Annotated in this window: 16 protein-coding genes; 9 read left to right on the top strand and 7 right to left on the bottom strand. The window is 71.7% G+C overall.

Annotated elements, in window-relative coordinates; all coding sequences use genetic code 11:
* Positions 1–8: 8 nt before the first annotated feature.
* Together EDD92_RS44880 and EDD92_RS44875 are read left to right on the top strand one after the other, a co-directional pair.
* Positions 9–689 (top strand): DUF4232 domain-containing protein, encoded by a 681-nt coding sequence (locus EDD92_RS44880; RefSeq protein WP_123969584.1) that lies wholly within the window; start codon positions 9–11, stop codon positions 687–689.
* An 83-nt stretch (positions 690–772) separates the two neighbouring features.
* A complete protein-coding gene (locus EDD92_RS44875) occupies positions 773–2,026 on the top strand; it encodes an SLC13 family permease (protein WP_185124495.1) in 1,254 nt (417 codons plus the stop codon).
* 10 nt (positions 2,027–2,036) lie between these two features.
* Here EDD92_RS44875 and EDD92_RS44870 read toward each other — a convergent pair whose 3' ends face one another.
* Both EDD92_RS44870 and EDD92_RS44865 read right to left on the bottom strand, forming a co-directional pair.
* Complete coding sequence (locus tag EDD92_RS44870; protein WP_260327191.1) at positions 2,037–3,893, bottom strand: RICIN domain-containing protein; 1,857 nt, start codon at positions 3,891–3,893, stop codon at positions 2,037–2,039.
* Between the two features lie 372 nt (positions 3,894–4,265).
* Complete coding sequence (locus tag EDD92_RS44865; RefSeq protein ID WP_123969581.1) at positions 4,266–5,183, bottom strand: helix-turn-helix domain-containing protein; 918 nt, start codon at positions 5,181–5,183, stop codon at positions 4,266–4,268.
* A gap of 64 nt (positions 5,184–5,247) precedes the next feature.
* Here EDD92_RS44865 and EDD92_RS44860 point away from each other — a divergent pair, with 64 nt between their 5' ends.
* Positions 5,248–6,066 carry a phytanoyl-CoA dioxygenase family protein gene (locus tag EDD92_RS44860; protein WP_123969580.1) on the top strand — a complete coding sequence of 273 codons (819 nt, stop codon included), beginning with the start codon at positions 5,248–5,250 and terminating at the stop codon, positions 6,064–6,066.
* 93 nt (positions 6,067–6,159) lie between these two features.
* On the opposite strand, the gene EDD92_RS44855 is transcribed toward EDD92_RS44860, so the two are convergent.
* Positions 6,160–7,131, bottom strand: a complete 972-nt coding sequence (locus EDD92_RS44855; protein WP_123969579.1) for an aldo/keto reductase — start codon at positions 7,129–7,131, stop codon at positions 6,160–6,162.
* Positions 7,132–7,342: 211 nt separating this feature from the next.
* Between EDD92_RS44855 and EDD92_RS44850 the strand changes: the two genes are divergently transcribed.
* The gene (locus EDD92_RS44850; RefSeq protein WP_260327190.1) at positions 7,343–8,206 is read left to right on the top strand and encodes a hypothetical protein; all 864 of its coding nucleotides are present in this window, start codon (positions 7,343–7,345) and stop codon (positions 8,204–8,206) included.
* 4 nt (positions 8,207–8,210) lie between these two features.
* Here the strand turns inward: EDD92_RS44850 and EDD92_RS44845 are convergent, their stop codons facing one another.
* Positions 8,211–8,744, bottom strand: a complete 534-nt coding sequence (locus EDD92_RS44845) for a flavoprotein (RefSeq protein WP_123969578.1) — start codon at positions 8,742–8,744, stop codon at positions 8,211–8,213.
* 26 nt (positions 8,745–8,770) lie between these two features.
* On the bottom strand, positions 8,771–9,232 hold the full coding sequence (locus EDD92_RS44840; protein ID WP_123969577.1) for a nuclear transport factor 2 family protein: 462 nt from the start codon (positions 9,230–9,232) through the stop codon (positions 8,771–8,773).
* Positions 9,233–9,360: 128 nt separating this feature from the next.
* On the opposite strand from EDD92_RS44840, the gene EDD92_RS44835 reads away from it, so the two are divergent.
* From EDD92_RS44835 to EDD92_RS44830, 3 genes are read left to right on the top strand one after another with little or no spacing between them, the layout of a single operon-like run.
* Positions 9,361–9,909 (top strand): TetR/AcrR family transcriptional regulator, encoded by a 549-nt coding sequence (locus tag EDD92_RS44835; RefSeq protein WP_123969576.1) that lies wholly within the window; start codon positions 9,361–9,363, stop codon positions 9,907–9,909.
* 13 nt (positions 9,910–9,922) lie between these two features.
* A complete protein-coding gene (locus EDD92_RS50250) occupies positions 9,923–10,066 on the top strand; it encodes a hypothetical protein (protein WP_185124331.1) in 144 nt (47 codons plus the stop codon).
* The gene (locus EDD92_RS44830; protein ID WP_123969575.1) at positions 10,035–10,223 is read left to right on the top strand and encodes a hypothetical protein; all 189 of its coding nucleotides are present in this window, start codon (positions 10,035–10,037) and stop codon (positions 10,221–10,223) included. The genes EDD92_RS50250 and EDD92_RS44830 overlap by 32 nt, the downstream gene beginning before the upstream one ends.
* 11 nt (positions 10,224–10,234) lie before the next feature.
* Here EDD92_RS44830 and EDD92_RS44825 read toward each other — a convergent pair whose 3' ends face one another.
* The gene (locus EDD92_RS44825; RefSeq protein WP_123969574.1) at positions 10,235–10,441 is read right to left on the bottom strand and encodes a ferredoxin; all 207 of its coding nucleotides are present in this window, start codon (positions 10,439–10,441) and stop codon (positions 10,235–10,237) included.
* Between the two features lie 13 nt (positions 10,442–10,454).
* Positions 10,455–11,654 (bottom strand): cytochrome P450, encoded by a 1,200-nt coding sequence (locus EDD92_RS44820; RefSeq protein ID WP_123969573.1) that lies wholly within the window; start codon positions 11,652–11,654, stop codon positions 10,455–10,457.
* On the opposite strand from EDD92_RS44820, the gene EDD92_RS44815 reads away from it, so the two are divergent.
* Positions 11,653–11,859 (top strand): hypothetical protein, encoded by a 207-nt coding sequence (locus EDD92_RS44815; protein WP_123969572.1) that lies wholly within the window; start codon positions 11,653–11,655, stop codon positions 11,857–11,859. The genes EDD92_RS44820 and EDD92_RS44815 overlap by 2 nt on opposite strands.
* A 125-nt stretch (positions 11,860–11,984) precedes the next feature.
* Positions 11,985–12,437, top strand: a complete 453-nt coding sequence (locus EDD92_RS44810; RefSeq protein WP_123969571.1) for a nitroreductase family deazaflavin-dependent oxidoreductase — start codon at positions 11,985–11,987, stop codon at positions 12,435–12,437.
* Positions 12,438–12,461 lie beyond the last annotated feature (24 nt).

The raw sequence follows: 12,461 nt of genomic DNA, 5'->3' as shown, positions 1-12,461 counted from the left end.
TGAGGCACATGGCGAAGAAGTCCCCCTCCGTCCACCGGGCGGCCCTGCTCGCGAGTGCGGTCGCGGTGCTCGGTCTGCTGACGGCCTGCGGCAGCGGCGACGGCGGCACGGCGAGCGCTCCGACGACGCTGCCCGGTACGGCCGCGCCCGCCACCGGCAGCCACCACAGCACCGGCTCGGCGAGTGCGTCCGCCTCCGCGTCGAACACCGCTCCCGGTGAGGCCACCCTGACCGCGTCGGCGGCGCAGTCCACACAGGCCGGCACCACGGGAGGCCGCTGTCACACCTCGGAACTGCGGGCGACCGTCGGGCGGAACGACCCCGGTGCCGGGCAGGAGAACTTCCCGGTCGTCCTGACCAACGCCTCTTCCCGCACCTGCACGGTGCGCGGCTATCCGGGTGCCGCGTTCGTGGACGCGTCGGGCCGGCAGCTGGGCCCGGACCCGAAGCGCTCCTCGGGCAGCCCTACGACGGTGACGCTGGCGCCGGGCAAGAGCGCCTGGGCGGGGCTGACGTTCTCCAACCCGGAGGTCAGCGGAGCCCACCCGGCCACCCCCGCCTCGCTGCTGGTGACGCCGCCCGACGAGCGGGACCATCTCACGGTGACGTGGAAGGGCGGTCAGGTCCCCGTGTCCGGCAACGCGTCCTCGGTGTTCCTGACGGTGTTCAGCCCGGGCACCGGCCCCTGAGCGGTCAGGGCCCCCGGCGGATCTCTTACCGCGACCTGTTTTCATTGAGGCTCCCGCGTTGATCCGCCCTGAAGGACCCTGCTCTGAACACCGCGCTCGCCGAAATACTCTCCGCCGCCCTGCTCGTCGCGGTCCTCGCCTGGGCGGTAGTGCGCCCGAAGGGCCTGCCGGAGGCCGTGCTGGCGGTCCCGGCCGCGGGGATCGTGATCGCCACCGGCGCGATCTCCCTGGACCATGCCCGGGAGGAGGCCGCCCGCCTCGGCCCCGTCATCGGCTTCCTCGCCGCCGTGCTGGTGCTGGCGCACTTCTGTGATGTGGAGGGGCTGTTCCAGGCGTGCGGGGCATGGATGGCCCGGCGGGCGGCGGGCTCTCCCGGGCGGCTTCTGGCGGCGGTCTTCGTCCTGGCTTCGGCGATCACGGCCGTGCTCAGCCTGGACGCCACCGTGGTGCTGCTGACGCCGGTGGTACTCGCCACCGCCGCCCGGGCCGGCGTGCGGGCCAGGCCGCATCTCTACGCGTGCGCCCACCTGTCGAACACGGCCTCGCTGCTGCTGCCCGTCTCCAATCTCACCAACCTGCTGGCGTTCGAGGCGAGCGGGCTGAGCTTCACCCGGTTCGCGGCGCTGATGGCTCTGCCGTGGCTGGTCGCGATCGGTGCCGAGTATCTGGTCTTCCGGCGGTTCTTCGACGACGACCTGGCCGCGTCCGTCCACTCCCCCGAACCCGGTGAGACGCCCGCGCTGCCGCTGTTCGCGCTGGTCACCGTCGGGTGCACGCTGGGCGGATTCGTGGTGGCCTCAGCGGTCGGCATCGACCCGGCATGGGTGGCCGCGGCGGGCGCGCTGGTGCTGGCCGGCCGCGCGCTCGTACGGCGCAGGGCGACACCGCTGGCGGTGGTGCGGGCCTCGTCGCCGGCATTCCTGGCGTTCGTCCTGGCGCTCGGCATCGTGGTGCGGGCGGTGGTCGACAACGGGCTCGCCGACGCGCTGGGCCATGAGCTGCCCGGGGGCTCGGGTTTGCTCGCGCTGCTGGGCATCGCCGCGCTGGCCGCCGTACTGGCGAACCTGATCAACAATCTGCCCGCGGTGCTGGTCCTGCTGCCGCTCACCGCTGCTGCCGGGCCCGGTGCGGTGCTGGCTGTGCTGCTCGGGGTGAACATCGGCCCGAACCTGACGTACGCGGGATCGCTGGCGACGCTGCTGTGGCGGCGCATCGTGCAGCGGCACGGTCAGGACGTGCAGCTCGGGGAGTTCACCAGGCTCGGCCTGCTCGCCACCCCGGCCGCGCTCGTCGCGGCCGTGGCAGCGCTGTGGCTGTCGCTCCAGGTGGCCGGCTGAGCCTGTCGGGTCAGTGGTGGCCGCCACCGCCGTAACCGTAACCGTTGCCATATCCATAACCCGAGCCGTAGCCGCCCCATCCGCAGAAGGACGGGTTGGAGGAGCAGTAGGGGTTCGTGGGGTAGGGGCTGGTCGGCGTCGGCCGCGCGGTCGAGGGAGCAGCGGACGGGGTGGGTGTGGGGCTCGGTGTCTTCGCCGCCTTGGGCGTGGCCTTCGGCGAGGGCGAGGGGCTGTTGTCGGCGTCCCAGTTGACCACCTGCATCTGCAGGTCGGCCTTGGACGTGTCGAAGGCCCAGTGCTGGGCGGTGCCGTCGTCGCGGGTCTTGACGACCAGCGCGCCCGAGCCGTCGGTGGCCGCGGGGGTCAGGGCCAGGTCCTGGTCCCAGCGCGGCACCAGGGTGCCCTGCAGGGTGAAGTCGTAGCGGATGTTCTTGGCACCCGGCTCGGAGTCGCCCGTGCACGGGGCGAGCTGCACCGAATAGCCGAGGTGGGAGTCCAGGCACAGGTCGGGGTCCGCGGCACTGCGCAGGCGGCCGTCGGTCTCGTACGTCCACTGCTGGACGGATGCCGAGGAGCAGTCGGCGAGTTCGGTCTCGGCTCCCTTGACGGCCTTCTTGCCGACGACGGCGATGCACAGCCCGGAGTCGGCGTTGTGCAGTTTGCCGCGCATGGTGCCCTGGGAGCTCGTGCCGGTGCCGACCCAGGAGGGGCCCGCGGACGGTGTGCCCGTGCCGCTGCCGGGAGTCTCGGAGGGGTGGTCGCCGTCGGCCGTGGTGGTGCCGTCGCCGGAGCCGAGGACGGACCACAGGACCAGCGGAAGGACGACCAGACCGCTCACCGTCAGAACGGCCGCGGCGAGATTGCGGCGGCGGGCTGCGGCGTGCCGGGCGGCCTTGTGGGCGGCGCGGCGGGCGGCGGAGCGGCCGCCGGGCCGGGGGCCGGTGCCAGGGGCGTGGGTGGGGGCGTAAGTGGGGGCGAAGGGCTCGCCGGGGAACGGCGGGACCGGGACCTCCGGGGGGAGGGCGCCGGACTCCTCGGTCAACGAGGCCAACCGGGACTCCACGTAGGCCCGCGCGCCCCAGCCGAGCACCGCCTCGGCCAGCGCGAGGCCGAGTCCCTGGTTGAACTGCGCCAGCTGGTCGGCGGTCTGGCTGCAGTGCCTGCACCCGCCGAGGTGGGCGTTGAGGTCGGGGTCGATGTCGACTCCGCCACGCCGGAAGGTCACGTCGAGCATCCGCAGATAGCGCCGGCACTCCTGCTCGGGGGCGAGTTCGCGGTGGACCTGGAGGCACTCCTCACGCAGCCGTTCGCGGGCCCGCTCCAGTTCGACGCGCGCGTCCTCCTGCTCGATGCCGAGCAGGCCGGCGGGTATCTCCAGCGGTTCGGCCTCGACCTCGACATGCCACAGCAGGCAGCGGGCCGACTGGGGCAGCCGCTGGAAGGCCCCGGACAGCAGGCGGCGGTCGGACGGCGGGAGCAGACGGGCCGCGACGCGGTCCCCGCCCTCGGTGCACAGCTCGGGGTGGAGGTGTTCCCGTCGGTGGTCGTTGTCCCACTCCGCGGCGATCCGGCGGACGGTGACGAGGAGTTGGGGCCGCCACGCGGAGGTGGGCCCGTTCTGCCGCAGGGTTTCGCCGAAGAGCCTCGTGAATGCGGCGGTCGTGAGCATTCCGGCCGAAGCGGCGCCGTCGGTGCACAGCCGGGCATAGGCGAACGCAGCTTCCCAGTGCCGGTCGAGGAGTTCACCGACGGGCTGCAGCGCGGGAGTCGTCCCCGTCCACTTCTTCAGTTCTGCGCTCAGCTGTTCGTCCGTCACGAAGAACCGGCGGTCGGGCGTGGGGGAATTCGACAGGCCCGCGTCTTTCACGGCTGCATTCCTCTCGGGGGCATGCGTCATAAAGTCCATACCAATTGGTATGGGTACAGGATTCGGCAGCTCCAACGCCCACCTGGGGAAGCTCTTTTGGAGCGTAGGTCGAACGGGAGCGGCCTCGTACACACAGCAGAAAATGTATTGTCCGTGCGCCGTCAGGCACACCTTTGCACAGGTCAGGGAGGCCTAACAAGAGATCCAGCCGTTTTGAGGTTTGCGGGCCCGACGACCAGATTTGACGAACGGTCAAGGCTGTCGGCGCGGCAATGGGAAACGGGATTCAGTTGGTCGGCGCACCGGCTCACTCCACAACCATTGAGCAGGCGTTCCACCGCACATGCGACGGGCCGGACGGAGTGCTGCGGCTCACGTCTCAACCATTGAGGCGCCTCGCCGGTAGGCGCCGGGCGGAACTCCGTAGCGGGCGCGGAAGACCCGGTTGAAGTGGAACGGGCTGGCGAATCCCGAGGCCGCGGCCACCCGGTCCACGGACAGGTCGGTGCTCTCCAGCAGCCGGGCGGCGTGCCGGAGCCGGGCCTCGCGCAGGGCCCGCATCGGGGACTGGCCGAGTTGCCGGGTGAACAGGTGGGCGAACCGGGAGGGCGAGAGGGAAACGCCCTCGGCGAGCGAGCGCACGGTGTGCGGGGCGCCCGGGTCGGCGGCGATCAGCGCCTCGGCGCGGCGCACCCGGCCGTCGACCCCGGGCGGCGGCGCCGGGGTGCGCGCCGTGGCGGCGGTGAGCAGGACGATCTCCTCCAGGGAGGACAGGGCGAGCTCCCGCGCCGCGGTGCCGTGCGCCACGGCCACCCGGTCGTCCGGCGCGGCGGCGGGCGGTGACTCGGTGCCGGTCCAGCGGGCGTCGGCGAGCATCCGGCGGAAGGCCGCGTCGACCCGGTCGTGCAGGGCCGCCGGGGTCGGGGTGACGACGAGCAGTCCGTCGCCGGTGTCGTACGGCCGCAGCCACGGCGCCCAGGACGGCCGCGCCTGGCAGTGCACCCACCAGAACTGCCAGCTGCGGGCGGCCGGTTCGACCGCGTACTCGTGCCGGACACCCGGGGCCAGCACCACCAGGTCCCCCGCACCGGCCCGCGTCTCGGCTCCGCCCTGGCGCAGCCGGCCGTGGCCGCCCGTGGTCCAGGTGAACAGCCAGCTGTCCGCGCCGCGCGGTCGGTTGACGCCGTAGCCCTCCAGCTGGTCGTAGCGGCCGACCACGACGAGGCCCGGTGGCGGGGCGGGATCGCCGGGTGCAGCAGTCTCGGGCAATCCGTCAGCGTTCACGGGCATCCTCCTGACGCGCGCGGCGACCTAGCGTGATGAGCCGAGGGCACCCGACCGAAGGAGCGGACGTATGACAGCCATGGATATGGGCGCCGCCGGCGCTTCCATCCTGACCCAGGACGGGCTGAGGCAGTTCCAGGAGGACGGGTTCACCGTCGTACGGGGACTCTTCGGACACGACGAGATCGACCGGCTCTGTGCGGAGTTCGCGGCGCTGCACGCGGCCGGGCCGGTACCCGGGCACTTCGAGCCGCGCTCGTCCGGGGATCCGCTGGCGGCGTACCCGAGGGTGATGCACCCGCACGAGATCAGCGGGACGGCGCTGCGCGTGCTGCTCGACGCCCGGTTGCGCAGGGCGCTGGAGGCGCTGCTCGGCGAGGAGGTCCTGGCCGCCCAGAGCATGTTCTACTTCAAGCCGCCGGGCGCGCGGGGGCAGGCGCTGCACCAGGACAACTTCTATCTGCGGGTGGAGCCGGGCACGTGTGTGGCGGCGTGGGTGGCCTGCGACGTGATCGGCCGGGACAACGGCGGTCTGGAGGTCGTCCCCGGTACGCACCGCATGGACCTGTTCTGCCCGGAGGAGGCGGACGCCGAGGTGTCGTTCGCGCGGGAGTACGTTCCCCCGCCGCCGGGCCTTGCGGCCGTCCCGGTCGACATGGCGCCGGGGGACGTCCTGTTCTTCAACGGCAGCCTGGTGCACGGCTCGCAGCCCAACGGGACCACCGACCGGTTCCGCCGGTCGTTCATCGGCCACTACGTGGGGCGGTCGGCGGAACGCATCGGGCATTACTACCGCACGCTGTCTATGGACGGCGAGCGGGTGGTCCTCGCGGAGAGCGAGGGGGCGGGCCCGTGCGGCACGGAGTTCGCACCGCACGGACCCCACTGAGCGCTCTGCGGGACGTGCCGCGATGGGCCGTCGATCGCCTGCGGGCTCGTCGTGGCCGGCCGCGGGGCAGCGGCCTTCGCCCGGCCGGCTTGGTCAGCTGTGACCGACGATGGGGTGCGGGGAGTAAGGGGCTTCCAGCTCCTCGACCTCCTTGTCGCTGAGCTCGAGTTCGACGGCGGCCACGGCGTCCTCGATGTGGTGCGGCTTGGCGGCGCCGACGATCGGGGCCGCCACCGTGTCCTGGTGCAGCAGCCAGGCGAGGGCGACCTGGGCGCGCGGGACGGCACGGTCGTTCGCGAGGCGGGTCACGGCCTCGACGATGGTGCGGTCGCCCTCCGGGTAGAGACGGCTGCCGAAGTTGTCGCCCGCGCTGCGCTCCGTCACGGTGCCCCAGTCCCGGGTGAGCCGGCCGCGGGCGAGCGGGCTCCAGGGCAGGACGCCGACGCCCTGGTCGGCGCAGAGCGGCAGCATCTCGCGCTCCTCCTCGCGGTAGAGGAGGTTGTAGTGGTTCTGCATGGACACGAACTTGGTCCAGCCGTGCCGCTCGGCGGTGTACTGCATCTTGGAGAACTGCCAGGCGAACATCGAACTCGCCCCGATGTAGCGCACCTTGCCCGCCTTCACGAGGTCGTGCAGGGCTTCCATCGTCTCCTCGACCGGGGTGTGCGGGTCGAAGCGGTGGATCTGGTACAGGTCGACGTAGTCGGTGCCGAGCCGGCTCAGGCTGTGGTCGATCTCCGTCATGATCGCCTTGCGGGACAGCCCACTGCCGTTGGGCCCGGGCCGCGTCCGGCCGTGCACCTTCGTGGCCAGCACGATCTCGTCGCGGTTCGCGAAGTCGCGCAGCGCCTTGCCGACGATCTCCTCACTGGTGCCGTCGGAGTAGACGTTCGCCGTGTCGAAGAAGTTGATCCCGGCCTCCAGCGCCTGCCGGATCAGCGGACGCGAGGCCTCCTCGTCGAGGGTCCACTCGTGCACGCCGCGGTCGGGCAGGCCGTAGGTCATACAGCCGAGACAGACCCGCGACACGTCCAGGCCCGTCGAACCGAGCTTCACGTACTGCATCGTTGCTGCTCCTGCCTTCGGGATGGGTACGAAGGGGAGCGTACGGCTTCGCCCGCGCTCCAAGTAGCTCGCCTCCGGACGGCCGGTGCACGGCCGTTGCTGCCCGCAGGTGACCGCCCGGCGTGGGAGCCGCCGGGAGGTCGGGGCGCACGCGCATCCTCGGCGCAGGTGACCGGCGCCCGGCCGGTCGTGGCCCTGCGGGAGGAACCCGGTGCCGACACGTGCGACGAAGACGAAGCTGAAGCTCCTGATCGGAGCGGCAGTACTGCCCCTCACCCTGCCCCTCATGCCGGTCTCGCCCGCGTGGAGCAGTCCGAGTCCGCCGCCGGAACCGGCGACGCTGTGCGCACCCGCGGGGATCCTGCGGGGCGCAAACGGGCAGCGTGCCGTGGTCAGCCTGTGCGCGGGCAGCGGCACCCCGACGATGGGGGTGTCGGCCCCGGCGACCTGCAGCGGTCCGGGAGAGGACGACGACGATCGCGCCTGTCTGACCTCGGGCACCTGGACCGCACGGAAGGGCGGCGTGACGGCCGTCTCAGGGAAGCTTCCCGGTTCCGGCGAGTATCCCGGCCCGGGGACGTACGACGTGACGGCCGATGTCCGCGTGAAGTCGTCGCCCGCGGGACTGGACCTGCACGGCACCGTCCATGCCACGCTGACCCTGACCGCGCCCAAGCCGCCGGCCACGCACCGCATCGAGGTCGACCGGGCCACGCTGCAGCGCGGTGCGGCGACCACACTGACGTACCGGATCTTCCGCGACAGCGAGCAGGGGGACGGCAGCGCGCGGTTCGGGCTGATCGGGGAGGAGAGTTCGGGGGTGCGGCTGTCCACGTCGGACGCCCGCTGCGTCAATCCGCTGACCGGCCGCTATCCCGCGACGACCAGGAACGCGTACGCCCTCGACTGCGCCCTCACCGACCTGCAGCCGGGTCACCCGGCCACGGTCGTGGTCCGCGCATCGGTCGGGGCCGCCTGCTCGACGGTCGTCTCCAAGCTGGGCTACTGGATGCCGCAGGGGCAGGCGCTGTACACCGGGGGCATGCTGGCGGGTCCGACGGTCCGCTGCGGCTGACCCGTCATCGCCGTTCGAGCAGGTCCAGCGCCCGCTCCCAGCCGAATTCCGGTCGCCGGCCGTCCTCTTCCGGCTCGCCGGAGTAGGGCTCGCCGAACCGGACGCCCATCCCGCGCAGCCGTACGAGACTGTCCCGGTAAGCGGGGTGGGCGGCCAACGCGTCGGCCACGCAAGGAAGCGCGGCGACCGGGACGCCCAGACCGTACGTCTCGCACAGGGTGGCCACCGCGAGGGTGTCGGCGAGCCCGGCCGCCCACTTGTTGACGGTGTTGAAGGTGGCGGGCGCGACCACGACGGCGTCCGGCGGCGGGAAGGGGCGCGGGTCGCCGGGGGTGCGCCAGGCGGAGCGTATGGGACGGCCGGTCTGCGCCTGGACGGCGGCGGTGTCGAAGAAGCCGTTCATGGCGACCGGTGTGGCGATGACACCGACCTCCCAGTCCCGTTCCTGCGCGGCGGTGATCAGCTTGCTGACGTCCGCGGCGATCCCGGCGGCGCACACGACGACGTAGAGGAAGGGCTTCTCGGCCTGTTCGGTCATCCGCGAAACCCTACTCACCGGGATCGCTATGCGAGCGGGAAGGACTGTCCCCGTTCCGCCTCGGGCCGCGGGCCGTGGATGCGGCGCTCCTTCTCCTCGATCGGCACGTCGTTGATGCTGGCCTCGCGCCGGGTCATCAGGCCGTGCTCGTCGAACTCCCACAGTTCGTTGCCGTAGGAGCGCCACCACTGGCCGTCGGCGTCGTGGGACTCGTACTGGAAGCGGACCGCGATGCGGTTGCCGCCGAAGGCCCACAGGTCCTTGCGCAGCGCGTAGTCCAGCTCGCGCTCCCACTTGGCGGTCAGGAGCTCGACGATCTCGGCACGGCCGGTGACGAAGGTGTCGCGGTTGCGCCACACCGAGTCCTCCGAGTAGGCGAGCGCCACCTTGTGCGGGTCGCGGGTGTTCCATGCGTCCTCGGCGGCCTGGACCTTCTGTGCGGCGGTTTCGCGGGTGAAGGGGGGCAGGGGCGGGCGGGCGGCGGCCATGAATTTCTCCTCGACGGGCGGACAGTGACGGAGAACGAGCGTTCTCCGCGGGGCTGCTACCGTAGGAGAACGCTCGTTCTCGCGTCAAGAGAGCACGTCAAGGGGAGGTCGTACGCCGCGTGGCCGTCATGGACAGTGCAGTCGCCCGGGAGCAGGCGCTGGACGCCGCGGAGGAGCTGTTCTACGCACGGGGCATCCAGACCGTCGGCATGGACGACATTCGCGGCGCCTCGGGCGTCTCCCTCAAGCGGCTCTACCAGTTGTTCCCGGCGAAGGAGCAGCTGGTGGAGGCATATCTGGAGCGGCGCGACGTGCGCTGGCGCGGCCGGCTCGCCGAGTTCGTGGCGCGGCGGGAGGGGGCCGAGGAGCGGCTCCTGGCGGTCTTCGACTGGCTGGAGCTGTGGTTCGGCGAGGACGGCTTCCGCGGGTGTGCGTGGATAAATTCCTACGGTGAGCTGGGCGCCTCGTCGGCCCGGGTGGCAGCCCAGGTGCGGGCGCACAAACGGGCGTTCCGGGAGTATCTCGCCGGGCTGGTGGCAGATGCGGGGCTGCCCGGCGCCCTGACCGGGCAGCTGTTCCTGCTGGCCGAGGGCGCCATGGCCACCGCCGGGATCACCCAGAACACCGAGCCCGCCCGGGAAGCGCGTGCGGCGGCACGGCTACTGCTGGCGCGCTGAGCCCGCCGGGCTCATGGCGGACGCAGGACTGACCGGCACCCCGGCCTGGCAGCTGCTCCTGCCGGCCGAGGGCACCATGGCCACCGCCGGGATCACCCAGAACACCGAGCCCGCCCGGGAAGCGCGTGCGGCGGCACGGCTACTGCTGGCGCGCTGAGCCCGCCCAGCTCGTAGCGGACGCAGGACTGCCCGGCGCCCCGGCCGGGCAGCTGCTCCTGCCGGCCGAGGGCACCATGGCCACCGCCGGGATCACCCAGAACACCGAGCCCGCCCGGGAAGCACGTGCGGCAGCACAGCTGCGCCTGGCGCGCTGAGCCGCAGGCTCTCAGCCCTCGGACACGGTGATCGCGCCGACCGGGCAGGCCCGGGCCGCTTCCCGCACCATCGGGTCGCCGCCCCCGTCCTCCCGGCCCGGCAGCAGCGTGCTGAATCCGTCGTCGTCCTGGGTGAAGACGCCCGGGGCGGCCAGGGCGCACTGGCCCGCGCCGATACAGACGTCCTTGTCGATCTCGATGTGCGTGTCGGTGTGCATGGCCTTGAGCCTCTTACCAGGTCACGGGGAGTTCCAGCATCCCCTGGATCGTGTCGCCGGGTTTGAAGGGGATCTCCTCGGCAGGGGCGGCGAGACGGAGCGTCGGCAGCCGGTCGAAGAGGGTGTGCAGGGCGATCTCCAGCTCGGCGCGGGCCAGGTTCTGGCCGAGGCACTGGTGGATACCGAAGCCGAACGCGACGTGGTGGCGGGCGGAGCGGTGCCAGTCGAGGGTGTCGGGGGCAGGGTAGACGTCCTCGTCGCGGTTGATGACCGAGGTCGCGAAGACCACGCCGTCGCCCGCCCGGATCGTCGTGCCGCCGGCCTCGATGTCCTCGGTGGCCCTGCGCAGCAGGCCGTCCGCGATCGACAGCATGCGCATCAGCTCCTCGACGGCGCCGGGCACGAGTTCCGCGTTGTGGCGCAACTCAGCCAGGTGCTCCGGGTGCTGGAGGAGGGTGAAGGTGCCCAAGGAGATCATGTTGGCCGTCGTCTCGTGGCCGGCCACCAGCAGGATGGTCGCGAACGAGATGACCTCCTGACGGTCGAGCACCCCCTCACGCAGCTGCTGGTGGACGAGTTCGTCCAGCACGCCGTCGCCGGGCTCCGGCCGTTTCAGCTTGGTGTCGATCAACTCCTCGAAGTAGGCATCCAGTTGGTTGCGTGCGTCCTGCACGTCGTCGACCGTGGGGCCGCGCAGCAGCCGGCGTGACTGTCCCTCGAAGAACTCGTGGTCGGCGTACGGGACGCCGAGCAGCGCGCAGATCACCATCGACGGCACGGGCAGCGCGAAGGCGCTCACCAGCTCGGCGGGCGGCCCCTGCGCGATCATCGCGTCGAGCCGCTCGTCCACGATCCGCTGGATCTGCGGCCGCAGCTCGACGGCGCGCCGGAGGGTGAAGCTGGGCACCATCATCCGCCGCTGCGTGCGGTGTTTCGGGTCGTCGACGCCGAGCAGCGCGACCCTCCGGTTCTTCACCGCGGCGAACCGCTCGGTCGGCGCCGGGAAGTCGGGATGGGCGCGGTCGGTCGACAGGCGCTGGTCGGAGAGCAACTCGCGGGCGAGGGCGTGCCCGGTGACGAGCCAGGCCGGACGGCCGTCGTAGAGCGTGATCCGGCTCAGCGGGCGGGTGGCGCGCAGGGGGTCGTAGGCGGTGGGCGGGTGGTAGGGGCAGGTCCGGTCCTGGGGGAACGCGACGGGTTCCGTTTCCGTCATGGAAGACCTCGCAGACGAAGAGTGCGTCGTGCAGATCTTCATTAGATGCCCGGGGCATCTATGGGACGACGTGAAGTTCGGCCAGATCGGTGGCGCGGGCATTCTGGCCGGGGATGCTCGCTCGTGCATCTGGATCCGGCCGGAGCGGGCAGTGGCCGCCGCGAATTCCGGCCATGCCTGCGGCCGAGGCTGGGGCGGCCTGTGACTCCAGTGGCGTCGAATGGCGTGATCACGACGCCGACGGGCACTGCGGTATGGATGAATCTTGCGTGCACTGGTGTTGAAGCACGGTGCCAGTCAGCCGCAGAACTCGACGATGGGACGGATGACATGCCTCTTGAGGGCGAGTACGAACCCAGCCCGACGCAGTGGGTACGCGATCAGGTGGAGCTGTACGAGAGCTCCGGCGGCACGAAGGGGACGACACTGCTGGACACCGGCCTGCCCGTCGTCCTGGTCACGACCCGGGGTGTGAAGAGCGGCAAGATCCGCAAGACGCCTCTGATGCGCGTGGAGCACGAGGGTCGGTACGCCCTGGTCGCCTCGCAGGGCGGCGCGCCCAAGCACCCGGTCTGGTACCACAACGTCAAGGGAGACCCCCGTGTGGAGCTCCAGGACGGGCCGACCAAGCAGGACATGACGGCCCGTGAGGTCACCGGCGCGGAGAAGGCCGAGTGGTGGGAGCGTGCCGTGGCGGCGTATCCCCCGTATGCCGACTACCAGAAGAAGACGGACCGGCAGATCCCGGTGTTCGTGCTCGAACCGGCCGACGGGGAGCAGTGATCCGGGCCGGGTTCGGATATCCCG

Source organism: Streptomyces sp. TLI_185 (assembly GCF_003814765.1).
Lineage (GTDB): Bacteria > Actinomycetota > Actinomycetes > Streptomycetales > Streptomycetaceae > Streptomyces.
Note: the sequence above shows the minus strand (reverse complement) of the source record. Positions and strands in the feature narration are given on the sequence as shown.

Coding starts and splice junctions, on each gene's coding strand:
- EDD92_RS44855 (WP_123969579.1), bottom strand. CDS start 7,131: ATGCAGTACGTGAAGCTCGGTTCGACGGGCCTGGACGTGTCGCGGGTC.
- EDD92_RS50250 (WP_185124331.1), top strand. CDS start 9,923: ATGGCGGACGCAGGACTGACCGGCACCCCGGCCTGGCAGCTGCTCCTG.
- EDD92_RS44820 (WP_123969573.1), bottom strand. CDS start 11,654: ATGACGGAAACGGAACCCGTCGCGTTCCCCCAGGACCGGACCTGCCCC.
- EDD92_RS44810 (WP_123969571.1), top strand. CDS start 11,985: ATGCCTCTTGAGGGCGAGTACGAACCCAGCCCGACGCAGTGGGTACGC.
- EDD92_RS44865 (WP_123969581.1), bottom strand. CDS start 5,183: ATGCCCGTGAACGCTGACGGATTGCCCGAGACTGCTGCACCCGGCGAT.
- EDD92_RS44815 (WP_123969572.1), top strand. CDS start 11,653: ATGGAAGACCTCGCAGACGAAGAGTGCGTCGTGCAGATCTTCATTAGA.
- EDD92_RS44840 (WP_123969577.1), bottom strand. CDS start 9,232: ATGGCCGCCGCCCGCCCGCCCCTGCCCCCCTTCACCCGCGAAACCGCC.
- EDD92_RS44825 (WP_123969574.1), bottom strand. CDS start 10,441: ATGCACACCGACACGCACATCGAGATCGACAAGGACGTCTGTATCGGC.
- EDD92_RS44860 (WP_123969580.1), top strand. CDS start 5,248: ATGACAGCCATGGATATGGGCGCCGCCGGCGCTTCCATCCTGACCCAG.
- EDD92_RS44880 (WP_123969584.1), top strand. CDS start 9: ATGGCGAAGAAGTCCCCCTCCGTCCACCGGGCGGCCCTGCTCGCGAGT.
- EDD92_RS44835 (WP_123969576.1), top strand. CDS start 9,361: ATGGACAGTGCAGTCGCCCGGGAGCAGGCGCTGGACGCCGCGGAGGAG.
- EDD92_RS44845 (WP_123969578.1), bottom strand. CDS start 8,744: ATGACCGAACAGGCCGAGAAGCCCTTCCTCTACGTCGTCGTGTGCGCC.